This is a genomic window from Bacillus sp. PK3-037 (assembly GCF_054161355.1).
The window spans coordinates 818,116-843,133 of the sequence record NZ_CP096408.1 but is presented as its reverse complement, the minus strand read 5'-3'; the positions used below and the strand labels follow the sequence as shown (position 1 = coordinate 843,133).

Here is a 25,018-nt window from a genome sequence, read left to right as displayed (position 1 = left end):
TCATCCTACCATACCCCCGTAGGGTATCACAATAATAAAATATGATTATTTCGCTAATTTTTTAAATACGTCTAATAGCTCAGAAATGGCTTGGTCCCCGTCTCCGCTTTTGATGGCGTCTGCTACGCAATGATGGGCGTGATCTTCAAGCAAGTGGAGAGCCACTTTTTGCATTGCCGCCTGAACAGCTGAAATCTGCACAAGAATGTCAACACAATATCGATCGTTTTCCACCATATTTTGAATGCCTCTGACCTGGCCTTCTATCCGTTTCAATCGGTTTGTAATTTGATCCTTTTCTTTCGAGCTTTTATGATTTAATGCTTTATGTTCATTATGTTTCTCCATGCGCACACCTCTGTTTCATATATTAATTCCCATTATACTGATTGTCCAAACCGTTGTCTAAGCTAGCGGCGGCAAAAAAAATCACTATGCAGGTTTTACCATTTAAAGATAAGGGTATATACCTTTATCAATGCACTTTTAAAAGGGGAGAAGAAAAGTGAATACGATACAGGTAGGGATATTAGGGTACGGACTGTCAGGCTCGGTCTTTCACGCGCCGCTGCTTGCCGTTCTGGACGAGTATCATATCAGCAAGGTGATGACATCGCGAACGGAAGAGGTGAAGCGTGATTTCCCTGATGCCGAAGTAGTGCATGAGCTTGAGGAGATGACAAATGATCCGGCAATTGAGCTTGTCATCGTCACCACTCCGAGCGGCCTCCACTACGAGCACGCATTGGCATGCATTCAGGCGGGCAAACATGTCGTTATTGAAAAACCGATGACAGCCACTGCTGAAGAAGGGGAGAAATTAAAAAAAGCGGCCGACGAACGAGGCGTCTTGTTAAGCGTATACCATAACAGGCGATGGGATAATGACTTTTTAACAATTAAGAAACTCATTGATGACGGGTCTCTACAAGATATCAATACATATCAGGTCTCCTATGACAGATACAAACCTGATGTTCAAGCAAAATGGCGGGAAAAAGAAGGGGCTGCCACCGGTACGCTGTATGATCTCGGCTCTCATATCATAGACCAGGCACTGCATTTATTCGGAATGCCTAAAACTGTAACCGCAAAAGTCATGGCTCAAAGAGAACATGCTGAAACCGTTGATTATTTTCATCTGACAATGGATTACGGCAAGCTCCAAGCCATTCTATATGGCGGATCAATCGCCCCGGCAAACGGGCCGCGTTATCAAATTCACGGACAGCAATCAAGCTTTATCAAATACGGGATTGACGGACAGGAGGATGCCCTCAGAGCCGGGAAAAAACCGGAGGATGACAGCTGGGGTGCGGATGATCCCGAGTCTTACGGTCAGCTGACAACTGTTCATGGCGAGAACAAAAAAACAGAAATCATTCCATCAGTTAACGGCTCTTACCTTACCTATTACCGCAAAATAGCGGACAGTATACGCGAACGCGCGCCGCTGCCTGTCACAGCTGAAGAGGGAATTGATGTCATCCGGATCATTGAAGCGGCTGTGAAAAGCAGTGAAGAGAAACGGACCATTTCGTTAGAACAATAAATAAAGCCTCCCTTTATACGGGGAGGCTTTTTCATTAGAATGTTTTTCCTGCTTCTTTTGCGCGGGCAATCGCATCTTCTTTGATTTGCTGTGCTTTGTCAGGCTCTGCATTATGACCCTCTACGAAAATGCCATCGAAGGATGGAACGCCGAAGAAGTTCATCATGATGCCAATGTAACGGTGGCCCATTTCCATTTCAGCCGCAGGGCCTTCTGAATAATAGCCGCCGCGCGCTTGAATGTGAACCGCTTTTTTATCAGTTAACAAGCCGATAGGACCTTGTTCAGTATATTTAAAAGATTTCCCTGCTACTGCAACTGAATCAAGGTACGCTTTCATCACCGGCGGGAATGAGAAGTTCCATAATGGTGTGACGAACACATATTTATTAGCAGATGCAAATTGATCGCTAAGCTCTCCTAAACGGCCCACTTTCGCTTTTTCGTTTTCAGAAAGTGCATCGCCGGACTGGAGCTTGCCCCAGCCGCTGAATACATCAGCATCAATGTGAGGAATGTTTTCTTTGTACAAGTCGATATGTACAACTTCATCATTTGGATTTGCTTCTTTGTATGATTCGATGAACGCTTTACCGGTTGCCATGCTGTAAGAAGTCGCTTCATCATGCGGGTGAGCAGTGATATACAGTACTTTTGCCATTTTTACCAGCCCTTTCAATTTTAAAATTACACATCCGTTATTATCATTCAGACGCGTCATGATTATTCTTTATCTCTTAAACCTTATTATAGGTGCAATAAAAATTGCTTTCAAGTAAAATATCTCGAATTAAAGATTTTTTAAAAACCCGTACGAACAGCTTACTTTTCATAAGCTGTTCGCAAACCTGTATACAATGTGTAGAGCTCCCCGCTGATTCGCGGATAATACGGAAAACGCGGCACTTCTATAACAGCGGGCGGCATTTTCATCAATACTGATTGCTCAGCCTGTTCAAAAAACGCTCTCAAATGGTTTATTTCTTCTTCAGAAACCGGAGAGGGCGGGCGGTGATGGGCTTGAGCCGAGAGCAAATAATAACCTACGTGCTGTACTCCAGAGATCGCCGGCCACAGCGTATCCGCTTTCGCTTTTGGAAAATCTCCAAGTGCTTTATCATATGCATCCCGAAGCCTGACTAAGCCCACTCTAAGCTGATGTCCATCTATTTGCTGTCCGGCTAACAGTTTCTCCATAAACTGCCCTTCCAGCCTGATCACTTCCCTCATGTATTCAGGCAGGCGTTTTGCTGAAAAACGTCTCCACAAAAGCATCGTTCCCAAAAGGCCAATTGTGCTGCCGACAGCCACATCGGTCAGCCTCGCCGCTATAAAATAACCGGCCCCCAAGCCGCCATGCATGCTTTCTGTGATGACAAGCGCGTTTGCGGTCAGAAAAGGAACGGCCAAAGCATAATTGCGGACAATCAGCATTTCAAGAAGGAATTGAAGCATTGTGATGCATAAAGCGATATACACGCCGGATGGCTTAAAGAACAGGATCGCTCCTGCCAGCATCACGCCAATTACGGTTCCTGCCGAACGCTGAATGGCTCTTTGCAGCGTAAAGACAACAGTCGTGCCCAGCATCACCGCCGCTGCCGAGAGCGGAATCCAGTAAGAACGGTGAAAACCGAAGACATTGGCAAACAAAGCCGCCGCAAACAGCACAATCCCATACTTTAATGCCCGAATCAAAACAGGTGACTCCCAGTCAAAAGCATTTCTCAGAAAGTAATAGGAGGATGGCAGCCGGCTTGGCTCCGCGTCCGATGGATCATCATTCCGCCCTGAAGCGATACTCAACACCTCGTTGATTTCTTCATACAGCTTCCGGGCTGGCTCCGCTTCATCCTCCTGAATAGGAAACGCATCGGAAACACGAGATTGCCCCAGCATGTCGGCAGTTTGGCGAAGTGCCTTTGCGATCTGCGCCTTATCTGCGTTTGGTGTTTCGGCAGAAAAATGAATGATCGAGATGAAGAGATCATCCGCTTTTTCCAGCAAGCGGATAAAACGTTCATCATGAGGCGATTTTCTCCATCTATTCCCTTTGCCGAGCACTGTTTGACGGGCTGTTCTCAGCATCAGCACGGTCTGATGCTGCGCGTTATGAAAATCAGGAGTTCCGACATCAGAAAGGCAGGATGCAAGCTGGCGGTATGTTCTTTTCAGCACTGTGTTTTCCGGTCCATGCCTGTTATTGATCCAGCCAATCAAGGCGATTCCTGTGGCGAAAAGCCCGCCGGCAAATGTCAGTCCCGCTCTGAACGGAGCTTCTGAAGGATCTGCCGGCAAACCCGAGCTCACCAAAAAGGCAAGGACAAAAAACATCGGTGCCGGCCCTTGTATCCCAAGCGCGCTAAAAATAAACATTGCAGCTGCCCCGATAAGCCCCAAAACAGCCGCCATGCTCCAGAAAGTCCCTGCCAAAAGCGTCCCTAATCCAAACGATGCGGCGATCCCCAATGAAACGAACAGCAGCTTCAGAATACGTTTCGTATACGATTCCCCGCCTGCATATAAAAAAACAAAGCCGCCGATGCTAGCGGTCAAACCGAAATCCGTGTGTCCCGACAATACGCCGACAAACACAGGAAATCCTGAAGCGATGCCTGACCCGATTGCCTTTTTCCATGGGAAAGGGGTTGCATGAATGCGAAAGGCATCCTTGACAACACTTGGCACTGTTCTTCGATTTTGATCAGAAGACTTGTTCATATTACATAACCCTCTTCTACGACATGATGTTGGTCTCTTCCCGTTTATTCGCCATAGTATGCCCAGAAACAGACTCATCTTCTCATTGGATATGCCCTCATCAAAAAAGACAGAGACATATCTTCTCTGCCTTCATTACACAAGTTTTTTCGCAATGTCATGCATTGGTTTGATCCAGTTGCTGTATGTCAGCTCAGCCGCCTTTTTCCGGTCTTTCTCCTTATATGCCTGAATGATTTGGTTATGTTCTTCAATAGAATTCTGCGGAGACTTGAAAAAAAGGTACTCAAGCCGAAGAATATGCATGTGAAGAACTGAGGTAAAATTGCGGATATATTCATTATCAGCCGCCTCAATGATCACATCATGAAACGCTTTATCAATGCCAAGCACTTCATAGATTTCGTTTCGGTCAATTGCCGCTTTCATTTCGTGATTGATGGCTGTCAGCTGCTCTATATGAGACGATTGAATGTTTTCAATTGCCAATTCGGCAGCGGCGGACTGGAGAGACGCCATCGGCGGATAGACTTTGAAAACATCATTTTTTTCAATCTGTGAAATTCTTGTTTCTTTCCCCGGAGACATTTCAACAAACCCCTGCATCTCTAATAATTGCAAAGCCTCTCTGACCGGTGTTCTGCTGACGCCAAGCGCTTTGGCCAACGCATCGTCATTCAATTTTTCTCCGGGCACAAGCACTCCTTCCACGATCCATTTTTGAATTTGCTCAAAAGCAAGCTTTTTGGCAGTCTGCCGTTTCGGCTTCGGGGCATTTGACGGTATCGGCACAAAGCATCACCTCTGAATATGGGTTTGGTTTTTTAATGCTGCCGTTTTGCCGGCACTTTTCTTCTGTGAAAGGACAAAAATCATGACTAAAATGCATGCCGCTCCTGCCGCTTGAAACAACCCAAAGGAAACGCCAAGCCAAAGAATTGAAGACGCGACTGCGGCAACCGGCTCAGTGCATCCCAGCATGCTCGCTTCTTGCGGGAATAAATATTTCAAACTTTCTAGGTACATGCAGAATCCTAATAACGTTCCGAAAATAACAATAAAAGCGACCGATACAATTCCAGAAACCGTCCAGCCTTCTGCCTGTACAGCCCAAGGCGGATGAATAAAACTCATGCCGACGCCCCCGATCAGCATCCCCCAGCCAATGACGAGAGCCGACCCCCATGTTTTCAAAAGAGAACTGGAATACAGTGTATAAAAGGCAAGTGCGCCAGCAGAAAGAAGCCCCCATACAACAGATAAAGGAGAAACTGTTAAATTGCTGAAGTTTCCATTCGTCAGCAGCAAAAAAGTGCCTGTTAAAGCCAATAATAGCCCCAAAAAATCGGAAAACTGAAATGAATTCTTTCGTGTCAGAAGCAAATACAGCATAATCAGAACAGGCGCTAAGTATTGAAGCAGTGTGGCCACCGCTGCGTTTCCGGTTCCGATTGAAGCTAAAAACGTATACTGAACACCCAGCATGCCGGCAATCCCGAAAACAATAAGCTGGACAGCCGCTTTTTTATCTTTCCATATGCCCCAAACTGCCCTCCTGTTTTTACCGGCGGACACAATAATCAGCACCAACAGGCCTGATAACAGTAAACGCACCGTTACAAGCCATTCCACCGACACATCACTCGTTTCAAATAAATGCTGGGCAACCGTTCCCGATAATCCCCAAAAAGCAGCTCCGACAATCACCATTAAAAAGCCGTACAACCGTTGTTTCTGAGTCGCCAACGTATATCCTCCTGACTTGTAATATGCAATATATTACATATTATATCGTTTTACTTTTCTGAGAACAAAGTGTTTTCGAAAAATAAAAACAGTGCTACTCGCACTGCTTAGATAAAAGTCTGTGAATAAAAAATAAAGGATAAATCAAAAGGTATCCATTAAACAGCCACCATGCAAGATCAAAATCCCCGCTAAATGTCCAGAATGATAAAGCCTGAAGGCCTGAACAGAAGGTCAGCACAAGAGAAATCAGCGCCACCTGCCTCCATATTGCTCTTTTGACGCGCTGCAAATACAAGCTGTACAAACCAGTAATGGAGATTAAAATATCCAAGGGAAAAAAGGACCAATTCCAGGCGATCATAAACGGATCTTGATAATGTTTAAAGGCCCAGCTTTCCGGCATTAATGAAAACCCGGCAGACAGCCAGTACAATATAAAACCGATATCCGTCACGAGAAAGAACAGTTTCATCATTCTCATATTACTGCTCACTTTTATGTACCGTTTGAGACTCCGCCCCTTGATCGATCAGGTTTAAAGACACAACACCGGCAATAATCAGCCCGATTGAAATCAGTTTCATGACACTTATATTCTCTTGAAAATACAAAAACCCGACAACTGTGATCAGGACAATGCCCATCCCCGACCAGACAGCGTAAGCAACAGATACATCGATAGATTTGAGCGTAAGCGTCAGAAAGAAAAGACTCCCGCCATAAAAAAACATCAATAGCACACTCGGCAGAAGCCTTGTAAAACCCGCTGAAAGCTTCATACTGACCGTTCCGGCAACTTCAAATAATATGGCCAAACATAAAAACATCCATTGCATGCGCCACCAGCCTCCTCATTTTTCTGTTATGCCGTTACATAATACATCTACAATTGATTCAAGAACCTCTCCTGTCGTGTACTGATGTTTGAGCGGATAATCAGGATCATACACTTGGTTGATGCTTCCTATATACATTTGAACCAATAAATCAATGTTGATGTTTCTGATCTTCTTTTGCTCCTTGCACTCGTTTAACAATCCAATAACAACTGACCATTCTTCCTTCATAAACGTGTCTAATTTGAGCCACGCATCGTAATGGGATTTCTTGAGTTCTTGTAATAAACCCATATTCAGCAATTCCATTTCCTTTGGAAGACCGATCAGCATTTGCTTCACCTTTTCAAGCGCATCTAAGGTCTCATCTTCATAGATGCTTTTTTCCATTTGCTTCATTTCCGTGATAAACTGCGCCACGACGGCCTCCGCAAGCTGATCTTTCGACGGGTAATGCGCATAAAGCGTCCGCTTGCTTGTTCCAAGCGCTCCCGCCAGATCGTTCATTGTAAATGAAAAACCTTTCTGTCTGATCAGGCGAATGGTTTCCGCCAATATTCTTTTTTCCAATTCAATCACCTCGCTTTCGGTACTATAAAAACTTTTTCGGTACCGAAATTATACGACAGCAGGTTCTGGAAATCAATACAATAAAAAAAACCTCTTCCCAGAGGGAGAGGTTTTCTAAAAGACGCTGCGGACCAAGCCGCCGTCCGCCCGAAGTGCCGCGCCATTAATCGCGGAAGACAGCGGGCTGCTTAGGAATGTAACAAAGTGAGCGATTTCTTCCGGCCGGATCAGCCTTTGGATAATTGAAGTCGGACGGTTTTCCTTCATAAAACGGGTCTCAGCTTCTTGAACAGTCAGGTTTTCACCAGGATAAAGAGAGTTCAGCATTGTTTCCACTCCCTCTGTTAAGGTTGAACCCGGCATGACTGTATTTACCGTTACATTTGTGCCGGTTGCCAGCTCCGCCAAGCTGCGGGAAATGGAAAGCTGCATCGTTTTCGTCGCGCTGTAATGGGCCATTTCCTGAGAAGGCATGATTGCCGCTTCACTGGCAATAAAAATCACCCGGCCTTCTTTCTTCTCTATCATTTTGTGTAAATACTTGCGTGTGAGCCTCACACCGCTCATAATATTCACTTCAAAAAATCGGAACCACTCATCATCGGGAATATCAAAATACTCCGCCGGCTCAAAAATCCCTAAATTATTGACCAAAATATCAACCTGCGGATATGCCTGAAACAGGTCATTGCAGCCTTCTTCGGTTCCAAGATCAAATGCGGCCGGATAAAACACAGCCTCTGCATGCTGTGTTTTCAAATCGTCTATCGTCTGATTCACTTTTTCTTCCCGGCGTCCGTTAATGATAACCGCCGCGCCTTCTTCCGCTAACGAAGCGGCAATCGCTTTGCCGATCCCCGACGTTGAGCCGGTCACCAGTGCGGTTTTCCCATGTAAATTCAGCTTCATTCGTTCATCCCTCCGTTTTTGTTTCCTCTTATTTATTAACAGAAATGCGATTGGTAAAACATCTGCTGTAAAACCAGTATGAAACAGCTGGGATTCAAATGGAAGTACGCACTTTTTGGTGCCTGTTATACGAAAAAAATAAAGCAGAACCTGTAAAAGGTTCTGCTGGATAAGGGAAACGACATTCCTTTATACCATTAGACATATTACAAATTACTAATTTCACGTAAGTATTGGAACTTCCCTTTCCATTTGCGATAATAAAACTAATATGTGATGGGTAAATGGGCGAATAAGGATAGGGCATTTAACCAATAGCATTAAGCCTTACTTTATTAACCGACGTGCAAGCCATTTCACCCTCAAGCGATTTTTAAACCGAAGAAAATGGGTACTTTGGATAAGCGGTAAGTAGACTCTCTGCAAGTCTGCTTTATTTTTTTCTCATAAATAAACGAGGTGAAAATCAATGAAAGGTATAGAATTTATAGAATCTGTGTCGCAATTTGGACAAATCATTTTATTGTTCTCCGGCTACGCCCTTTATTGGAGATTAGGTAAAACAAAAAGAGAACGAAGACTTACAAGATATGAAACTTTTCTTAGGTTCTTTGTAATGTTCGGCATATTGGCATGGGCGTTTTCGTTTCTTGCTTTGCATTTGTGGTAACAATCTTCTGTCGATATTTGACTTATTATGATTAAAACCCTTCTTTTGAAAAATGTATGTTCCTTTTACCATTTCAAAAAAAGTGGAGTTCACACATGTTGAAAAGATTGTTTTTTCCGGCGTCGCTTTTCTTTCTTGCTATTGCGACAATAGCACCAGCAGCTTAAGCAAACCAAGTGAATCCGGAGGACGATTTAGATGGCTTAACTGAAGAACCAATTGAAAAAGCTCTAGCAGAAGTTGAGTACATTTTTACTAGAATTTTAGTTTTTGACAAAGAGACGGGGTATACAGTCAAAGAGGATGGGCTTGAAAAGTCTCCTTATACTGCAGGTCAAAAAGATGGCATGATCGCTTTCGCTTATATATGAATAAGGAATATAATTATACGAATGTCAAAACCAGTAGTGTTCACGGATGTTTGGAAGATGCACTTAACTTAAGTAAAGCTGCTTTGAATCAAGTCGGGGCAACACTGTGTTATTTACAAAATCCAGTGGGTACGCAGTGCGACAAGCTTGCATAACCTCCTTTGTTCTTTTTCATGTGTACAGCTCCCCTAACACTATGTCCCAAACCTCCCATACCATCTCAATTGCATCTCCCGAATAATTGGGATTAGGGATAAAATTCACATGCAGATTCAGAGAGAGCCGATAGAGTAACTGTCTCTTTTAAAAGACAAAAAATGGCGCTGAAAACACAGCGCCAGTAAAATCAGATTATAGGATTTTTGGTTCTTTTTACGATAGCATAGCGACTAGCACAATTGATAGACGCTACGAAAAATACCTTAGAAAATCAGGGGTGATCCACGACTTCAGACATTCACATGCGTCATACTTAATCAATAAAAAATGCAATCCATTGGTCATCGCATTGAACAAGTATAGTCACCTTTATCCGTCTACACAAATGACGTTATTGGCTTCATGGAAAACGAAAAATTTTAAAAGTGTTACCAAAAAGTAACCGCAGTGCCCTCGAAAGCTTTAGAAGCCTTGATAGCACTGCGGTTACAAAGTATGTATGGAGACGGTGGGAGTCGAACCCACGTCCAGAAACATCGATTACTTAAGCGTCTACGAGCGTAGCCTGCATATTTGTGTTTTCACTCATCTTCTTGCCTGCGGGCGGGCCTTCCGAGAGCTAGTCTGTTTTTCTCTTCTTACGTTCTCAGACGGGAACGCAAGCGTAGCCTACTTGGATGTGCTCTTCACAGACACATAGGCAATGTCAGGAAGAGCTCGCTGCGCTTATTAGGCAGCTAATGCTACGTTTTGGTTAAAACTGTTAGTTTTGCCAGTTATATTTAGTGCGTGTTTACGAGATCGCCTCTCGGCTCGCAGCTCAAGCTCGATCCATCCCTGTCGAATCCGTAACGTCCCCTTGTTATAAGGGAAATACGGGAGAAATATCAAGCTCTCACTCAAACTGGCTACGTTCCTATTATAACATGATCACGGCTCATTTCAATTGACAAATTCTTCAAGAAAAGACCGTGTCATCTCATCGTGGAATCAGTATAGCACAGGCTGGATTTCAGTATCAAGCGTTATGCTTTTAGAACCCTTTTTGACTGTCTCTGAACGCTCTTTCAATTTCACGCTTCGCATCCTTGCGCTTCAGATCTTCACGTTTGTCATAGTTTTTCTTCCCTTTACCCAGACCGAGAAGCACTTTGGCAAAGCCGTTTTTCAAATACAGCTTGAGCGGAACGAGAGAATAACCTTTTTCCTTCGTTAAGCCGATCAGCTTGTTAATTTCCTTGCGGTGCATTAACAGCTTTCTCGTCCGGAGCGGATCGTGGTTATAGCGGTTTCCCTGCTCATACGGGCTGACGTGCATATTGTGGAGAAATACTTCTCCCCGTTCGATTTTGGCGAAGGAATCTTTAAGATTCACGCGGCCGGCGCGAATCGCTTTGATTTCTGTTCCTTGCAATACAATGCCTGTTTCATATGTTTCTTCTATAAAATAATCGTGATTGGCTTTTTTATTTTGTGATAATACTTTTCCTGACCCTTTCGGCATGCCAGAACCTCCTCTCACTAAGGAAAAACTGTCGACCTTTGCGATACGCTCTATTTTACCAAATGTCACGCATGGCTACAATGAAAAGCTGTTTCCGAAAGAAAGCAAATAGAGCACTGCGCCCTATTTGCTGGTTGAGCTGCTATTTCTTCTTTTTACGTTTCTGCTTCGGTGCGTTTTGAAAGCCGCGTTTTTTCTTTTTCTTCTTCGGCTTTGTGAACCACTCCCCTTTTTCCTCGGAAGGAGCAGGAGATACAGGCGTATTTGTGCTTAACACGCGTTTTCTGGCAGGTTTTCCGCGTTTTCGGCTGCGGCTGTCCATTTCTCTCGGACGGCGCGGGGTGCCTTTCATACCGACGATTTCGAAGTCAATATTGCGCTCGTCTTTATTGACGTCAACGACTTTGACTGTAATTTCATCTCCGATACGGAACACATTCCCCGTCCGCTCGCCGATCATCGCAAAATGCTGCTCGTCAAAGCGATAATAGTCATCCGTCATAAAGCTGACGTGGACGAGTCCTTCAATTGTATTCGGCAGCTCGACAAACATCCCGAAGTTTGTCACAGAGCTGATCATGCCGTCAAATTCTTCACCGATTTTATCAAGCATATATTCCGCTTTTTTCAGATCATCTGTTTCACGCTCTGCGTCAACTGCACGGCGTTCCATTGATGAAGTATGTTCAGCGATATCCGGAAGCCGTTCAGCCCACTTCTCCTGTGTCGCTTCATCGACCTTGCCGTTGATTAAGTACGTTCTGATCAATCTGTGGACGATTAAATCCGGATAACGGCGGATCGGCGATGTGAAATGGGTATAGAATTCCGTTGACAGGCCGAAGTGCCCCAAGCTTTGCGGGTCGTATTTCGCCTGCTTCATGGAACGTAGCATGACAGTAGAAATCACTGTTTCCTCTGGTCTGTCACGAACAGCGTCAAGAATGCTTTGCAGCGCGCGCGGATGAATATTTCCCGCCGTTCCTTTTACAACATATCCAAATGTTGTCACAAACTCTAAAAACTTTTGCAGTTTTTCAGCATTAGGCTCTTCGTGTATCCGGTAAATAAACGGAACGTTCATCCAATGGAAATGCTCTGCAACGGTTTCGTTCGCAACAAGCATAAATTCTTCAATCAGTTTTTCGGCGACAGATCGTTCTCTGATCACAACGTCTTTGACCGCGCCTTCTTCATCGACAAGCACCTTTGCTTCTTTAAAGTCAAAATCCACGGCGCCGCGGTTCATCCGCTTTTCGCGAAGAATTTCTGCCAGCCGCTCCATGTCTTTGAACATCGGCACGAGCGGTTCGTACTTTTGCTTTAATTCTTCATCATCATCAACAAGAATCTGATTCACATCGGAATATGTCATTCTTTCCGTTGTTTTGATGACGCTTTGGAAGATTTCGTGCTCTGTGACTTCTCCCCGACTGTTGATGGTCATTTCACAAGAAAGTGTCAGGCGGTCAACCTTCGGATTTAATGAACAAATACCGTTTGACAGTCTGTGCGGAATCATCGGAATCACACGGTCAACCAAATACACACTCGTTCCTCTTTCCATCGCTTCTTTGTCGATCGGCGAGTTTTCAGTCACGTAATGGCTGACGTCGGCAATGTGAACGCCAAGCTTATAGCTGCCGTCATCCAGCTTTGTCACTGTAACCGCATCATCCAAGTCCTTCGCGTCCGCTCCGTCAATGGTGACAATGACCTGGTCACGGAGATCACGGCGGTCTTTCAGGTCTTTTTCATCAATCGTATCAGGCGTGCTTGTCGCCTGTTCCATTGCATCGGCAGGGAATTCACCCGGCAGTCCGTGCTTATGGATGACTGATAAAATATCAATGCCCGGATCATTTTTATGGCCGAGAATGGATTCAATCTCACCCTCTGCATTCATTCGGCCTTCAGGATAGCTGGTCAGCTTAACAACCACCTTATGCCCTTCAGCCGCGCCATTTTTCCCGCTATTAGGAATGAAGATATCGCTTGTGATTTTTTTGTCATCCGGAATGACAAAACCAAAGTTTTTTGTTTCTGTATAGGTTCCGACTACCCGCTGAATCGCTCTTTCTAAAATGCGAATGACGGTACCCTCTTGTCTGGAGCCGCTTGACTGCGAATTCAGGCGTACCATGACGATATCGCCGTTCATAGCTGTATTCAGCTCATTAGGCGGAATAAACACATCGCTTAACGACGTATCCTCAGGCAGCAAAAAGGCAAATCCCTTCGGATGCGCAGAAAGCTTTCCTTTAATTAAATTCATTTTTTCCGGAATGCCATAGCGGTCGCTTCTCGTCCGCACGATAAACCCTTTTTCCTCCAGCGCAACCAGCGCTTTGACGAGCTCTTTAAATTCCTCGGCATCCGTAATCTGTAACATCTCCTCAAGTTCCTGAACAGTCAGAGGCTTGTACGCCTCTTCCTTCATAAACGAGAGAAGCTTATCCATAAATGCTTCTTTTTCCATAATCCGACCTCCTGTTGGTTACCAATCCAGCTTCTCTAAAAATTCATACACATCCTGATGTACGATGTCCCGTTCCTTGTCCAGCGTGATAACATGGCCTGATTCCTCATACCATTTCAGCTGTTTATCGTCAGTTTCCACTTCATTGTAAATAATATTGGCACTTTCGGTATTAATCATGTGATCATGACGGGCTTGCACAACAAATGTCGGAGAATAGATCATATCGACATTCTTTCGCACATCGGCAATCAAGTCTTGCAGCGCCTTAAGGGTATTCATCGGCGTTTTTTCAAATTCCTTCATTTCCTCTTCTATTTGCTCTGGGCTTTTCCCCTCGAATTTTTTGTAATTGCGCGCGTAGGAAAGGACGCCCTGATACATGACCTCTTCGCTTTTAATATGCATTGGCGCGCACATTGGAACAATTCCCTTTATGGGTACAGTGTAACCCAATTTCAGCGAAAAAACCCCGCCAAGCGACAGTCCGCATGCTGCAATGTCCTCATAGCCTTCAGATTTTAAATATTCATAGCCATCCATGACGTTTTTCCACCAGTCTTCAGGCCCCGTATGTACCAATTCTTCAGGCGGAACGCCGTGTCCTTCATATTGAGGCGCGTGGCACGTATAGCCCCGTTCATTCAAATAACGTCCCAGCATTCTCACATCCGCTGTATTCCCTGTAAAGCCGTGCAGCAAAAGCACCGCTTTGTCTCCGCCTTTAAATGTAAATGGTTTTGGTGTCACAACTTTCATGCTCATGTCTCCCTTTCTTTCTGCACGATCATTTTAGTTTTCCACAGTTTGATCAGAAAAAAACGCTCTGAATATCAGCCAGAAACGTGAAAAAGGCCTGACTTTACATCAGACCTTATACAAACATTGCCCTATAGGATATAAGCAAGCGCAATCGTCAACACGAAAAACAAGACTGCCAGCACAACCGTAATGCGGTGCAGAATCAAATCAAGACCTCTTGCTTTTTGTTTCCCGAAGAGCTGCTCCGCTCCGCCTGAAATCGCACCAGATAATCCGGCGCTTTTACTGGATTGAAGCAAAACGACAATAATAAGTGCAATACTGACGATAACCAATAAGGTAATCAAAACCGCGTGCATCCCTTACACCTCCAGACTCACTGGCCTACATTACTTCTATTTTACATGAAAAGGTTTGCCATGTCACGCCGTATCAGACGCCAAAAGACCGGATAAGACATTTTGTTTTGGTTAGCCTATTCGTATGAATTGAGCGAAAAGGGAGAACAACAATGCCGATCATCAGCACAGCCAATAAGAAACATCTATATTATGAGGAATATGGACAGGGAATCCCTATCATTTTTATTCACCCGCCGGGCATGGGCCGCAAGGTTTTTTATTATCAGCGCCTTCTGGCGGATCATTTCAGGGTGATATTTCCCGATTTAAGCGGACATGGCGACAGCGATCATGCAGACCAGCAAATCTCGATTTCCTATTACGCAAACGAGATCGTGCAATTTATGGATCGTTTGCACATTGATCAGGCTGCAGTATTCGGGTATTCCGCCGGCAGCTTAATCGCACAGCACATTGGCTTCACTCGGCCGGACAAAGTATCTCATTTGGTGTTGGCCGGCGCTTACCCTGCTGTTCATACCTTGGCCGGTCAGCAGCTTCACAAAATGGGAATGTATCTTCTTGAAAAAAGTCCCGGCATGCTGATGAAAATTATCGCCAGCAGCCATACGAAAAACAGACAGCTCCGAAATCTATTAACGAGTCATATGAAAAAAGCTGACCTCGCCCATTGGTATCAATATTATCAGGATTCGCTCAGCTACAGCTGCCTTGAACAATTGCCCCGTTTTAACATGCCGATGCTGTTTATGTATGGCGGCCTGCGCGACTGGACCTTTACACATGCAGGCTATTACCGGAAAGCATGCAGCCACGCTGAATTTTTCAGGCTGGAATACCAAGGCCATCAGCTGCCGACAAAACAATGGAAAACATGCAATGAACTTGTGACGGGTTTTGTTTTGACACATTGATGATAAGGCTTAGAAAACGCTTGGTTCCCCAGGCGTTTTTACATCATTGACTTTTGTCAATAAAATCATAGTAAAAAAGATCCTCAAACTTCAAGTCAAAATAGTGAAGCATTTTTCCGATCACAAGCTGCCCCGGCCGTCTTTCTCCATTTAGCACACGGCTCAGTGTGGCGGGTGAGACTCCGATTTCCAGCGCAAGCTGATTGAGGGAATAATCGTTATTGACCATATACTGCAATACATAATCACGTCTAATCTGTATCTTTTCTACTGGCACTTTCCTCACCTTCCGTTCATGAAAAAACTTTTTCTATACATTTACATTACGGCGTATGTTAACTTTTGTCAATACATTTCCAGCCTACCTATTCCCTTTAGTCAATAAACATACTAAAATATGAGTAACAGTGAGGGACGGGGTGAGACATATGGAAAGCTTCGGCGAACAATTACGGGCATTGCGTGAGGAGAGAAAGTTGACAGTCAACCAGCTGGCGACTTATTCCGGTGTAAGCGCGGCCGGCATCTCCAGAATTGAAAACGGCAAACGCGGCGTTCCTAAACCTGCCACCATCAAAAAACTGGCGGAGGCCTTAAAAATTCCTTATGAAGGGCTTATGTATAAAGCGGGATATATCGAAGAGGTTCATGAAGCCAGAGCGCCTTATGAAACGAAGTGCCAGCTGCTTGAAAAGGCGGAGGCTTATGACCTGAAAAACCTTGCCCTTCTTGAGAGTGAAAAATGGCAGTATCTCAACAAAGAGGATTTGCTCATGCTGGATCATTATTTCTCTTTTATTTCAGACGAAGCCAAAAAACGATCTGCTGATCAATAACTCTTTCCAGAAATGCGAGGCGATCATCATGTCAACATTCGGACAGGAATTAAGGGCGCTGCGCCGCGCCCGCAAACTGACAGTAAACCAGCTTGCGGTGTACTCGGGCATCAGCTCAGCGACCATTTCAAAAATAGAAAACGGCAAGCGCGGCACACCAAAGCCCGCGACCATAAAAAAGCTCGCAGCGGTGCTGAAAATACCGCACGAAAACCTGATGGCAGCCGCAGGGCACATTACCGCTTTTCCTGAAGAAATTCGAGAGGCTTCGGAAAGCTATCAGTCTATTTATGCGATTTATCAGACGGCTGTCACTCGCGGAACGGAGAACCTGTCTCTTTTTAACAGCGAAAAATGGCGGTATCTCTCCAAGCAGGATATTGAAAATCTCAGCAAATACTTCGATTTTTTAGCTTCCGAAGCGAAAAAACGCTCCTCTTCCACGTAATCCTCTGCATCTCTTTTCGCATTTTATCAATCACGCATGCATACGTTCCCTCGTTATTTGCGTTATAATAATGACAGACGAGGTGAAAAGTATGAACCAATCAGAAATGTGTCCTAGATTTGAAAAAGCAGTCGACATCTTGAGCAAACGCTGGGTTGCTTTAATCGTTTTTCAGCTGTTGAACGGTCAGCAGCGATTTAGCGAAATAGAAGCAGCACTTCCAAATCTAAGCGGCAGAGTTCTGTCAGAAAGGCTGAAAGAACTTGAGCTTGAAGGAGTGGTTAAGCGGGACGTCATCCCCGAAACTCCGGTTCGCATCGAATATTCATTAACTGACAAGGGAATGGCGTTAGCGCCCATTCTGGGTGAAATCTCCAAATGGGCTACTGAATGGATTGACCCTTCCTTTCATATGTAATTGCTAAAACGGTTCTATCTCAACGGAGAGAAGAGCCGTTTTTTATTTTTTATTTCCAGGTGAAAAAACAATTTCTCAGCCGATATATAGGACATCACATCACTTTTTTTAAAGGAGAACACTTATATGCGACTGACGATTTCCCGCAAATTCAGCCTGGTATTTTTGACACTGATCCTCATCAATCTGCTTATAGGCGGAATAGGCGCTTTCAATATGCAGCACATCATCAAAAAGACAGATGAAATCAACACGAAATGGATAGACGGCATTAAAGAAATTACATCTATTAATTATTTGACAGAGCACCTTTCCTCTACGGAAAAGGATTTCCTGATTTATACAGACAAAGATAAATTGGATACGCTGGACCAAGATATGAACCAGATCCTTAAGGATATTAATGAAAAGCTTGATAACTATGAAAAGACAATCTCTAATGACAAAGAACGCAGCATTTTCGAACAGCTCAAGACTGAAGTCAACTCATATACGAATATTCATAACCAAATTTTAGAGAGCGGACGCACGAATGATATAGATAAAGCAAGGGGTTTATTGGTACAGACTGAAGCAAACTTTGAGGATATGAAAAAATCAATCACTGAACTTGTTGACTTTAATAAAGAAGGCAGCAACACGGCGGTGAAAGAAACCAAGGACGTTTATCATAAAGGTCTGATTTACACGGCTTTGCTTCTGGCAGCCTCCATCGCCATCAGTATATGTATTTGGCTTTATATTAATCGCAGCATTGTAAAACCGATTATTCGAATGAAATCATCTGCGAATGAGATCGCCGAAGGCAATCTGTCAAATGACATAGAGCCGCTGGCCTCAAAAGACGAGCTCGGCGATCTGAACGAAGCGCTTCAGAAAATGGTAGGGAATTTAAGAGATATCGTCGGATATTCAAAAGAAATTTCCACCCGCGTGCTTTCTTCATCACAGGTGCTGACCACTGCAACGAATGAAACAAGAACCGGCAGCAGGCATATTACCGAAACGATGAACGAAATGGCTGAAGGCTCCGAGCAGCAGGCGCAAGACGCTGTGACGATTGCCGAATCAATGAATGAATTTACAGAAAGCATTGATAAAGCCTACAATCACGGCATGACGATCAGCGATACGTCTCAAAACGTTCTTCAACTCGCCGTAAACGGAAACGAAAATATGGATACGTCAGTGCAGCAAATGAAAACCATCCATCATATCGTTCAAGAGGCCGTTCATAAAGTAAGATCGCTGGAACAGCATTCACAGGACATCAACAAGCTTGTTCAGGTCATCAACGGCATTGCCGAGCAAACGAACCTATTGTCACTTAATGCCGCCATTGAGGCAGCTCGCGCAGGAGAAAGCGGCAAAGGCTTCGCCGTTGTGGCAGAGGAGGTCCGAAAGCTCGCAGACGGCGTATCTGACTCCGTTCAGGATATCACTAAAATAGTTGGCGGCACACAACAGGAAATCAACAGTGTCATTCAATACCTGGAAAGCAGCTTTACCGAAGTAGAAAAAGGTACTGAAAACCTGACTGACACCGGACAGGCCATGCAGAACATTAAGCAATCGGTCACCTATGTAGCGGACAGCATTAAGGAAGTAACGGACGGATTAAAGCAGTTAACAAATCAATCGATCACAATTAACCAATCGATTGAAAATATCGCCTCCGTTTCTGAAGAGTCGGCCGCCGGCATTGAAGAAACATTTTCAATAACTGAGCAATCCGCCCATTCGATGGATCAAGTGCTTCAAAATGCTGAGGAGCTTGAGCGTTTGGCGAAAGAACTGAATGAGAAAATGGATCAGTTTACAATTTAAATAAGACAAAAGAGGCTGGAATCATCCAAGCCTCTTTTTTTGTTCTTATGCAGCTGTTTGAATACGTCTCACCCTGGATCTTTTTTTCTTGACCGGATGTAACACCCGCTCCAGCCAAGCCATGAGCAAATCAGCTGCAACCGCCATCACCGCAGTCGGTATCGCGCCGGCGAGAATAATCGCTGTTCCGTTTGTCGCGTTTGAGCCGCGGACGATTATATCTCCAAGGCCGCCGGCTCCGACAAATGTGCCAATTGCTGAAATCCCGATGGCAATGACGAGAGCCGTGCGCAAGCCTGCCATAATGACAGAAAGCGCGAGCGGGAGCTCAACCATCCGAAGAACCTGGAATTTCGTCATGCCCATTGCTTTTCCCGATTCTAAGTAGGCATGTTCAATGCTGACAATGCCTGTGTACGTGTTTCGGATAATCGGCAGAAGGGAATACAGAAATAATGATACAATCACCGTGTTTGCGCCGAGCCCCATGACAAGCATCAGGACTGCCAGCATGGCGAGCGCCGGAATCGTCTGAATGACATTTGTTACGGCGAATACCCATCCTGACAAGCGGCGGAAATGCGCAATGAGGATTCCGACCGGAACCCCGACGACAGCGGCAAACAAGACGCCGTAAGCCGACATGAGAAAATGTCGGCCGAATTCTTCCATGACGTAGCTGCCGTTCTGCGCATAATATGTCATGACCTGTTCAAGCACATTCATTGGTTTCTTCCCCCTTTCATGATTCGAAGTAATGATGCTTTTCTAAATATTCCTTGGCAACGACAGAAGGCTCTTTTAAATTGCCGTCGACTTCATAGTTGAGCTCCTGCATCGTGGCTGTGTCGATTTTTCCGATCATTTTCTGGATGACGCCTTCCAGTTCAGGATGTTCTTTAAGCACCTGTTCCGGAACAACCGGAGAGCAGTCGTACGGCGGGAAAAATTGCTTATCATCCTTTAGCATTTTAAGACCATAGGACTTGATTCTCCCGTCCGTGGAGTAAGCGAGGACAATGTCCATTTTTCCGCTTTTCACCGCGTCATACACAAGCCCGATCTGCATCGGATACGTGCCGCCGAATGTCATGCCGTAGGTTTTCGTAAAATCCTGATAGCCGTTCCCTTTCAGCTTCATCCAATAATTGTCGACGCCCAGCTTTAATTGCGGCGCCCATTTTTTGACGTCTGATACGTTTTCTAAATGATATTGGTCCGCAAGCTTCTTGCTGACGGTAAAGGCATACGTATTATCAAACCCGTAGGAGTCATACCATTTTAAATCGTATCTTTTTTTAAACTCCTGCTGTGTCAGCGCCAGCGCTTTGTCCGGATCTTTTTCAGGTTTCATCCTCAGCGTGCCTGTCAGCGCGTCACCTGTATATCTTGTGGCCGCAATATCGATTTCTCCGTTCACCAAGGCCTGCTGCTGCACCGCGTTGGAGCCGAGATTTTTAATGGCTGTTGTTTTTAAATCCGTATGGTGTTCGATCAGCTGGCCAAGCATGCTGGCGATGATTTCTGATTCACTCATGCTTTGCGCGCCGATTTTGATGGTCTGGTCTGAAGCGGCGCTGAGCCCTGGAAGCGAACAGCCGCTTAGCATCAGCATTACTGCGAGCGTGAAACCGCTCAGCCATTTAAGATGTTTTCTTTTCATGAGCAGCCTCCTTATGAAACTTCCTTCATTCCCTGCAGTCCGGCAGGCGTGATTTTTCGTTCCGTCAACGCCAGCACATAATCAATGACAATCGCCAATATCGTGACGGGAACCGCTCCTCCGATGATATATTCCGGCTGATATAAATTCAGGCCGATGAAAATGTAATCACCCAATCCGCCGCCTCCGATAAAGGATGCAAGCGTCGCCCAGCCGATTAAATAAATCGTAGATGTTCTGATCCCCGCCATGATGACGGGCGCGGCAAGCGGCAGTTCCACGAGGCGGATTTGTTCAGCGGCCGTCATCCCGATGCCTTTTCCTGATTCAAGCAGATTTTTGTTAACGCCGCGAATCCCGGTATACGTGTTGCGCAGGATCGGCAAAACGGAATAGAAAAACAAGGCCACAATAGCCGGAACTTTTCCGACTCCCAAGAGCGGGATAAAGAAAGCGAGGATTGCCAGACTGGGCAGCGTCTGAATGATATTCACAATGCCGATAATGGTGCCGGCTCCTTTTTTCATTCTGGTAAGCACAATCCCAAGAGGCACAGCGGCAGCAACGCCTAAAATGACGGCGATGAGAGAAATGGTGATATGCTCATATGTTTTGTAAAGCAGCTCGCCTCCGTTGGTTTGCAAAAATTCAATGATATGATCCATGTCTGACAACCTCCCTATGACAATACTGCGAGCTGTTTTTCTTCTCCCCAGATGGACTCATACACAATGTCAACCAGGCTCGCTCTCGTCACAATTCCTATTAAACGGCGGTCTTCATCGACAACCGGCACGTACTTTACACCCCGTTTTAAAATTTTGTGTACTGTATCCCGCAGCAGTGTTGCGCCCAAGACGGTGTAGATGTCTTGATGCAGGACCTCGCCTACGAGCTCGGCTTTTTTCCGGCATTGATCAATGATTTCCACATCTACATAGCCTAGAAGAACGTGGCTGTCATCTACCACCAGCAGCGAGTCGACACGCTCCTGCCTCATCAGCTGGATCGCTTCAGAGAGCGTTTTATCCGCCGTAATGGTCACCGGGTGTGTACTCATAATTTGATCAACCCGCTCAACATCAGGACTTGATGACTGAATCAGGCGCTCTTTGCCGATAAACTCCTCAACAAATTCGTTTGCCGGATTTCTCAGAATATCATCAGGCGTTCCGATCTGCACAATCTCTCCGCCTTTTAATATGACGATCCGGTCTGCCAGTTTAATCGCTTCATCCATATCGTGGGTAACAAATACGATGGTTTTATGTAAGGTTTTTTGCAGTTTTTTAAATTCTTCCTGAAGGGAATCCCTCGTAATCGGGTCAAGCGCCCCAAACGGTTCATCCATTAAGATAAGCGGCGGTTCCGCGGCAAGTGCCCGTAATACACCTATTCGCTGCTGCTGTCCCCCGCTTAATTCATGAGGATAACGGTCTAAATATTCAGGTCCCATATCGACCAATTTTAAAAGCTCACGCGCACGTTCTTTCCGCTGCTGCTCTGGCCATTTCAGCAGCTTAGGCACAAGTGAAATGTTCTGCTGAATGGTCATATGGGGGAACAGTCCGATCTGCTGAATGACATAGCCGATCTTACGCCTGAGTTCTACCGGGTCCTGTTCCATGATGTTTTCACCGTCAATGAAAATCTTGCCGGCAGACGGCTCAATTAATCGGTTAATCATTTTCATTGTTGTTGTTTTTCCGCAGCCGCTCGGGCCGATAAAACAGATAAATTCACCTTTTGCAATCTTAAGATTCACGTTGTTCACGGCTTTTTTGCCGCCTTTGTATGTTTTCGAGACATTTTCTAATGTCAGCAAACATTCGCACCCCCAAAATTAAATTCATTCAATTCGTTCAGTTCATATTTAATTTTTCAGACAATTGAATGCTTCCCATTATAGAATAAAGTTTATAAAATAAAAAGTTTACAATTTGTTCATATTATTTATAAAGTATGTGTAAACCCTGATTTACCCGTATTGACCGGTAATGATCTCCTTATTGCTCCAATTTCCTGCCAAATTCTATGACTACAGCATTTCCGCCGCATCAAAAATGTGGTATATTGACATCGGAATTGTTAGCTGAAAGGATTGAAACTGTTGGAGAAAGATCCGTTAACGATAATTGAACAGACTGAAGACCACCTTATAGAAAGAATCGCGGAAAACATGCATGCATTTGGAATGCCCTCTACCGTCGGACGTGTGCTGGGCATTATTTATATGAATCGCAAGCCAATGACGCTGACGGAATTATCAGAAGCGACCGGCATGAGCAAAACGCGAATGAGCCAGGTCGTGCGGGACATGCTCGATGCCAACATCGCCGAGAAGGTGTTCGAAAAGGGCGTGCGAAAAGACTTATACGATGTTGAAGAGGATTACTACCAAACCTTTATCACTCTGTTTACAGCCACTTGGAGCAAAGTCGTCAGCAAAAATAAAATGATGCATAAAAAACTCAACCCGGAGCTGCTCAGCGTCTTGGATGAAGAGCTTACTCCTGAAGCGGAAGAAAAGGTGAATGAGCTGTTGAAGGAATTAAAGGAATGGCTCGACTATTACAATTGGCTCGGCCGTCTGATTGAGTTTTTTGAGAGTGAAGAGATTTTTAAATATGTACCGAAACCGTAAAAAACGCCCTGTCATGAACAAGGCGTTTTTTTTATTAAGCTGCACTGGCCAGTTTTTTCTTCTTTTTCTTTTTAATCGGGCTTAACGCGCGTTCAAGCCAGCCCATGACCAAATCAGCTATCACCGCCATAAGAGCTGTCGGGATCGCGCCAGCTAATATAATCGCGGTCCCGTTTGTTGCGTTTGACCCCCTGACGATGATGTCTCCAAGGCCTCCGGCGCCGACAAATGTCCCGATGGCAGTAATGCCGATAGCAATGACGAGCGCGGTGCGGAGGCCGGCCATAATGACAGAAAGCGCCAGCGGAAGCTCGACCATCCGCAGCACTTGAAACTTTGTCATACCCATCGCTTTTCCTGATTCAAGATAGGCATGTTCAATGCTGACAATGCCTGTATACGTATTTCTGATGATCGGCAGCAGTGAATAAAGAAATAACGATAAAATGACCGTATTGGCGCCAAGCCCCATCACTAGCATCAGCACGGCCAGCATGGCGAGCGCCGGCACCGTCTGGATCACGTTCGTGACGGCGAAAACCCAGCCGCTTAATGTTCTGTACCTGGCAATCAGGATGCCAAGCGGAATGCCGACGATGGCCGCAAACAAAACGCCGTACACCGACATCAGAAAATGGCGGTAAAACTCTTGCAGCACATAACCGCCATTTTGCGAATAGTAAGTGCCAAGCTGCTGTAATACTTCCATTTGGTCTGCCTCTTTTCTTAGTCAAAATAATGATGTTTCTCTAAAAATTCCTTTGCCACAACAGACGGCTCCTTCAGTTTGCCGTCCACTTCGTAGTTGAGCTCCTGCATGGTTTCCGTGTCAATCTTCCCGATCAGTTTATCAATAATGCCTTCAAGCTCCGGATGTTCCTTAAGCACCTTTTCCGGAATCACCGGCGAACAGTCATACGGCGGGAAAAACTGTTTATCGTCTTCTAGGATTTTGAGATCATACGCCTTAATCCGGCCGTCTGTGGAATAAGCAAGAACAGCGTCCATTTTCTCGTTTTTGACTGCGTCATAAACAAGTCCGATCTGCATCGGATAGGTTGTGCCGAACTCAAATCCATACGTGCTGACAAAACCTTTATATCCGTCGCCCTTCCGTTTCAACCAGGCATTGTCGACCCCCAACTTATAATCAGAAGCGTTTTTCTTCAGATCAGACACGGTGTTTACATGCTCCTTTTCCGCAAACTTCTTTGTTACGGTAAAGGCATATGTGTTATCAAACCCGTAAGAATCAAACCATTTATATTTAAAACGTTTGTCAAATTCTTTTTGCACGATATTCAGCGCTTTTTCCGGATCCTTCTCCGCCTCCATTCCGAGGGTGCTCGTTAAATCCGTGCCAGAATAGCGTGTGGCGGATATGTCAATGTCACCGCCGAGCATCGCCTGGTGCTGAACATAGTTTGATCCGAGATTTTTGACTAAAGCCGTATTTAAATCCGTATCGTGTTCAATGAGCTGCGCAATCATATTCGCTAAAATTTCTGATTCTGTTATGCTTTGCGCCCCGACCTTGATCGTATCTTGTGAGGCGCCGCCAAGTCCCGGCAGAGAACAGCCGCTCAGCAGCATAACAAAGGCGAAAGCGAGCGCGCCGATCCAT

Annotated in this window: 29 protein-coding genes and 1 other RNA gene; 9 read left to right on the top strand and 21 right to left on the bottom strand. The window is 45.1% G+C overall.

Annotated elements, in window-relative coordinates; translation table 11 throughout:
• Window positions 1–45: 45 nt before the first annotated feature.
• On the bottom strand, window positions 46–348 hold the full coding sequence (gene csoR / locus M1D69_RS04335; RefSeq protein ID WP_024122845.1) for a copper-sensing transcriptional repressor CsoR: 303 nt from the start codon (window positions 346–348) through the stop codon (window positions 46–48).
• A 157-nt stretch (window positions 349–505) separates the two neighbouring features.
• Here csoR and M1D69_RS04330 point away from each other — a divergent pair, with 157 nt between their 5' ends.
• Window positions 506–1,552: an oxidoreductase gene (locus M1D69_RS04330; protein WP_458104455.1), complete on the top strand. Its 1,047-nt coding sequence runs from the start codon at window positions 506–508 to the stop codon at window positions 1,550–1,552.
• Between the two features lie 34 nt (window positions 1,553–1,586).
• On the opposite strand, the gene azoRB is transcribed toward M1D69_RS04330, so the two are convergent.
• The 8 genes from azoRB to M1D69_RS04290 form a co-directional block, all read right to left on the bottom strand.
• Complete coding sequence (azoRB, locus tag M1D69_RS04325) at window positions 1,587–2,213, bottom strand: FMN-dependent NADH-azoreductase AzoRB (RefSeq protein WP_458104456.1); 627 nt, start codon at window positions 2,211–2,213, stop codon at window positions 1,587–1,589.
• A gap of 161 nt (window positions 2,214–2,374) precedes the next feature.
• Window positions 2,375–4,273 carry an FUSC family protein gene (locus M1D69_RS04320; RefSeq protein ID WP_458104457.1) on the bottom strand — a complete coding sequence of 633 codons (1,899 nt, stop codon included), beginning with the start codon at window positions 4,271–4,273 and terminating at the stop codon, window positions 2,375–2,377.
• 135 nt (window positions 4,274–4,408) lie between these two features.
• Window positions 4,409–5,065 carry a GntR family transcriptional regulator gene (locus tag M1D69_RS04315; RefSeq protein WP_059334899.1) on the bottom strand — a complete coding sequence of 219 codons (657 nt, stop codon included), beginning with the start codon at window positions 5,063–5,065 and terminating at the stop codon, window positions 4,409–4,411.
• A gap of 6 nt (window positions 5,066–5,071) precedes the next feature.
• The gene (locus tag M1D69_RS04310) at window positions 5,072–6,019 is read right to left on the bottom strand and encodes an EamA family transporter (protein ID WP_458104458.1); all 948 of its coding nucleotides are present in this window, start codon (window positions 6,017–6,019) and stop codon (window positions 5,072–5,074) included.
• A gap of 94 nt (window positions 6,020–6,113) precedes the next feature.
• A complete protein-coding gene (locus M1D69_RS04305; protein WP_256766401.1) occupies window positions 6,114–6,503 on the bottom strand; it encodes a YvaD family protein in 390 nt (129 codons plus the stop codon).
• Between the two features lies 1 nt (window position 6,504).
• Complete coding sequence (locus tag M1D69_RS04300; protein WP_059292545.1) at window positions 6,505–6,858, bottom strand: DMT family transporter; 354 nt, start codon at window positions 6,856–6,858, stop codon at window positions 6,505–6,507.
• A gap of 15 nt (window positions 6,859–6,873) precedes the next feature.
• Window positions 6,874–7,428 carry a TetR/AcrR family transcriptional regulator gene (locus M1D69_RS04295; RefSeq protein ID WP_263870735.1) on the bottom strand — a complete coding sequence of 185 codons (555 nt, stop codon included), beginning with the start codon at window positions 7,426–7,428 and terminating at the stop codon, window positions 6,874–6,876.
• Between the two features lie 114 nt (window positions 7,429–7,542).
• Entirely contained in the window at window positions 7,543–8,337 is a 795-nt protein-coding gene (locus M1D69_RS04290; RefSeq protein WP_106019561.1) for an SDR family NAD(P)-dependent oxidoreductase, read from the bottom strand.
• A gap of 469 nt (window positions 8,338–8,806) precedes the next feature.
• Between M1D69_RS04290 and M1D69_RS04285 the strand changes: the two genes are divergently transcribed.
• Together M1D69_RS04285 and M1D69_RS04280 are read left to right on the top strand one after the other, a co-directional pair.
• Window positions 8,807–9,007 (top strand): hypothetical protein, encoded by a 201-nt coding sequence (locus M1D69_RS04285; RefSeq protein WP_458104459.1) that lies wholly within the window; start codon window positions 8,807–8,809, stop codon window positions 9,005–9,007.
• Between the two features lie 176 nt (window positions 9,008–9,183).
• Complete coding sequence (locus M1D69_RS04280; RefSeq protein WP_458104460.1) at window positions 9,184–9,378, top strand: hypothetical protein; 195 nt, start codon at window positions 9,184–9,186, stop codon at window positions 9,376–9,378.
• A gap of 656 nt (window positions 9,379–10,034) precedes the next feature.
• Here M1D69_RS04280 and ssrA read toward each other — a convergent pair.
• From ssrA to secG, 5 genes are all read right to left on the bottom strand, one after another.
• Window positions 10,035–10,396: a transfer-messenger RNA gene (ssrA, locus tag M1D69_RS04275) on the bottom strand.
• 174 nt (window positions 10,397–10,570) lie between these two features.
• Window positions 10,571–11,041, bottom strand: coding sequence for an SsrA-binding protein (gene smpB, locus M1D69_RS04270; protein WP_010331890.1), 471 nt, complete (start codon window positions 11,039–11,041; stop codon window positions 10,571–10,573).
• 142 nt (window positions 11,042–11,183) lie between these two features.
• The gene (rnr, locus tag M1D69_RS04265) at window positions 11,184–13,520 is read right to left on the bottom strand and encodes a ribonuclease R (protein ID WP_458104461.1); all 2,337 of its coding nucleotides are present in this window, start codon (window positions 13,518–13,520) and stop codon (window positions 11,184–11,186) included.
• Window positions 13,521–13,538: 18 nt separating this feature from the next.
• Window positions 13,539–14,279, bottom strand: a complete 741-nt coding sequence (locus M1D69_RS04260; RefSeq protein ID WP_044159124.1) for an alpha/beta hydrolase — start codon at window positions 14,277–14,279, stop codon at window positions 13,539–13,541.
• A 131-nt stretch (window positions 14,280–14,410) separates the two neighbouring features.
• The gene (gene secG, locus M1D69_RS04255; protein ID WP_003220028.1) at window positions 14,411–14,641 is read right to left on the bottom strand and encodes a preprotein translocase subunit SecG; all 231 of its coding nucleotides are present in this window, start codon (window positions 14,639–14,641) and stop codon (window positions 14,411–14,413) included.
• A gap of 152 nt (window positions 14,642–14,793) precedes the next feature.
• On the opposite strand from secG, the gene M1D69_RS04250 reads away from it, so the two are divergent.
• The gene (locus tag M1D69_RS04250) at window positions 14,794–15,558 is read left to right on the top strand and encodes an alpha/beta fold hydrolase (protein WP_458104462.1); all 765 of its coding nucleotides are present in this window, start codon (window positions 14,794–14,796) and stop codon (window positions 15,556–15,558) included.
• A gap of 43 nt (window positions 15,559–15,601) precedes the next feature.
• Here the strand turns inward: M1D69_RS04250 and M1D69_RS04245 are convergent, their stop codons facing one another.
• Entirely contained in the window at window positions 15,602–15,835 is a 234-nt protein-coding gene (locus tag M1D69_RS04245; RefSeq protein ID WP_010331894.1) for a helix-turn-helix domain-containing protein, read from the bottom strand.
• 151 nt (window positions 15,836–15,986) lie between these two features.
• Here M1D69_RS04245 and rghR point away from each other — a divergent pair, with 151 nt between their 5' ends.
• From rghR to M1D69_RS04225, 4 genes are all read left to right on the top strand, one after another.
• Window positions 15,987–16,394, top strand: coding sequence for a transcriptional repressor RghR (gene rghR / locus M1D69_RS04240; protein WP_010331895.1), 408 nt, complete (start codon window positions 15,987–15,989; stop codon window positions 16,392–16,394).
• Window positions 16,395–16,422: 28 nt separating this feature from the next.
• Entirely contained in the window at window positions 16,423–16,842 is a 420-nt protein-coding gene (locus M1D69_RS04235) for a helix-turn-helix domain-containing protein (RefSeq protein WP_458104463.1), read from the top strand.
• 91 nt (window positions 16,843–16,933) lie between these two features.
• The gene (gene catR, locus M1D69_RS04230) at window positions 16,934–17,260 is read left to right on the top strand and encodes a catDE operon transcriptional regulator CatR (protein ID WP_010331897.1); all 327 of its coding nucleotides are present in this window, start codon (window positions 16,934–16,936) and stop codon (window positions 17,258–17,260) included.
• A gap of 126 nt (window positions 17,261–17,386) precedes the next feature.
• Entirely contained in the window at window positions 17,387–19,087 is a 1,701-nt protein-coding gene (locus M1D69_RS04225) for a HAMP domain-containing methyl-accepting chemotaxis protein (protein WP_458104464.1), read from the top strand.
• 45 nt (window positions 19,088–19,132) lie between these two features.
• Here the strand turns inward: M1D69_RS04225 and M1D69_RS04220 are convergent, their stop codons facing one another.
• From M1D69_RS04220 to opuBA, 4 genes are read right to left on the bottom strand one after another with little or no spacing between them, the layout of a single operon-like run.
• A complete protein-coding gene (locus M1D69_RS04220) occupies window positions 19,133–19,813 on the bottom strand; it encodes an ABC transporter permease (protein WP_458104465.1) in 681 nt (226 codons plus the stop codon).
• 16 nt (window positions 19,814–19,829) lie between these two features.
• Window positions 19,830–20,750, bottom strand: coding sequence for a choline ABC transporter substrate-binding lipoprotein OpuBC (gene opuBC, locus M1D69_RS04215; protein ID WP_458104466.1), 921 nt, complete (start codon window positions 20,748–20,750; stop codon window positions 19,830–19,832).
• Window positions 20,751–20,761: 11 nt separating this feature from the next.
• A complete protein-coding gene (locus M1D69_RS04210) occupies window positions 20,762–21,415 on the bottom strand; it encodes an ABC transporter permease (RefSeq protein ID WP_105953912.1) in 654 nt (217 codons plus the stop codon).
• A 14-nt stretch (window positions 21,416–21,429) separates the two neighbouring features.
• Window positions 21,430–22,575, bottom strand: a complete 1,146-nt coding sequence (opuBA, locus tag M1D69_RS04205; protein ID WP_458104467.1) for a choline ABC transporter ATP-binding protein OpuBA — start codon at window positions 22,573–22,575, stop codon at window positions 21,430–21,432.
• 285 nt (window positions 22,576–22,860) lie between these two features.
• Between opuBA and M1D69_RS04200 the strand changes: the two genes are divergently transcribed.
• The gene (locus M1D69_RS04200) at window positions 22,861–23,394 is read left to right on the top strand and encodes a GbsR/MarR family transcriptional regulator (RefSeq protein WP_458104468.1); all 534 of its coding nucleotides are present in this window, start codon (window positions 22,861–22,863) and stop codon (window positions 23,392–23,394) included.
• A gap of 34 nt (window positions 23,395–23,428) precedes the next feature.
• Here the strand turns inward: M1D69_RS04200 and opuCD are convergent, their stop codons facing one another.
• A complete protein-coding gene (gene opuCD, locus M1D69_RS04195) occupies window positions 23,429–24,103 on the bottom strand; it encodes a glycine betaine/carnitine/choline/choline sulfate ABC transporter permease OpuCD (RefSeq protein WP_458104469.1) in 675 nt (224 codons plus the stop codon).
• Window positions 24,104–24,120: 17 nt separating this feature from the next.
• Complete coding sequence (gene opuCC, locus M1D69_RS04190) at window positions 24,121–24,987, bottom strand: osmoprotectant ABC transporter substrate-binding lipoprotein OpuCC (protein WP_458106210.1); 867 nt, start codon at window positions 24,985–24,987, stop codon at window positions 24,121–24,123.
• Between the last annotated feature and the right edge of the window lie 31 nt (window positions 24,988–25,018).

Bases quoted from the DNA above. Each gene is read 5' to 3' on its own strand.
- csoR (WP_024122845.1), bottom strand. From the start codon at position 348: ATGGAGAAACATAATGAACATAAAGCATTAAATCATAAAAGCTCGAAA.
- azoRB (WP_458104456.1), bottom strand. From the start codon at position 2,213: ATGGCAAAAGTACTGTATATCACTGCTCACCCGCATGATGAAGCGACT.
- M1D69_RS04320 (WP_458104457.1), bottom strand. From the start codon at position 4,273: ATGAACAAGTCTTCTGATCAAAATCGAAGAACAGTGCCAAGTGTTGTC.
- M1D69_RS04305 (WP_256766401.1), bottom strand. From the start codon at position 6,503: ATGAGAATGATGAAACTGTTCTTTCTCGTGACGGATATCGGTTTTATA.
- M1D69_RS04300 (WP_059292545.1), bottom strand. From the start codon at position 6,858: ATGCAATGGATGTTTTTATGTTTGGCCATATTATTTGAAGTTGCCGGA.
- M1D69_RS04290 (WP_106019561.1), bottom strand. From the start codon at position 8,337: ATGAAGCTGAATTTACATGGGAAAACCGCACTGGTGACCGGCTCAACG.
- M1D69_RS04285 (WP_458104459.1), top strand. From the start codon at position 8,807: ATGAAAGGTATAGAATTTATAGAATCTGTGTCGCAATTTGGACAAATC.
- smpB (WP_010331890.1), bottom strand. From the start codon at position 11,041: ATGCCGAAAGGGTCAGGAAAAGTATTATCACAAAATAAAAAAGCCAAT.
- rnr (WP_458104461.1), bottom strand. From the start codon at position 13,520: ATGGAAAAAGAAGCATTTATGGATAAGCTTCTCTCGTTTATGAAGGAA.
- M1D69_RS04260 (WP_044159124.1), bottom strand. From the start codon at position 14,279: ATGAAAGTTGTGACACCAAAACCATTTACATTTAAAGGCGGAGACAAA.
- secG (WP_003220028.1), bottom strand. From the start codon at position 14,641: ATGCACGCGGTTTTGATTACCTTATTGGTTATCGTCAGTATTGCACTT.
- M1D69_RS04250 (WP_458104462.1), top strand. From the start codon at position 14,794: ATGCCGATCATCAGCACAGCCAATAAGAAACATCTATATTATGAGGAA.
- rghR (WP_010331895.1), top strand. From the start codon at position 15,987: ATGGAAAGCTTCGGCGAACAATTACGGGCATTGCGTGAGGAGAGAAAG.
- M1D69_RS04235 (WP_458104463.1), top strand. From the start codon at position 16,423: ATGTCAACATTCGGACAGGAATTAAGGGCGCTGCGCCGCGCCCGCAAA.
- catR (WP_010331897.1), top strand. From the start codon at position 16,934: ATGAACCAATCAGAAATGTGTCCTAGATTTGAAAAAGCAGTCGACATC.
- M1D69_RS04225 (WP_458104464.1), top strand. From the start codon at position 17,387: ATGCGACTGACGATTTCCCGCAAATTCAGCCTGGTATTTTTGACACTG.
- M1D69_RS04220 (WP_458104465.1), bottom strand. From the start codon at position 19,813: ATGAATGTGCTTGAACAGGTCATGACATATTATGCGCAGAACGGCAGC.
- opuBC (WP_458104466.1), bottom strand. From the start codon at position 20,750: ATGAAAAGAAAACATCTTAAATGGCTGAGCGGTTTCACGCTCGCAGTA.
- M1D69_RS04210 (WP_105953912.1), bottom strand. From the start codon at position 21,415: ATGGATCATATCATTGAATTTTTGCAAACCAACGGAGGCGAGCTGCTT.
- opuCD (WP_458104469.1), bottom strand. From the start codon at position 24,103: ATGGAAGTATTACAGCAGCTTGGCACTTACTATTCGCAAAATGGCGGT.
- opuCC (WP_458106210.1), bottom strand. From the start codon at position 24,987: ATGCTGCTGAGCGGCTGTTCTCTGCCGGGACTTGGCGGCGCCTCACAA.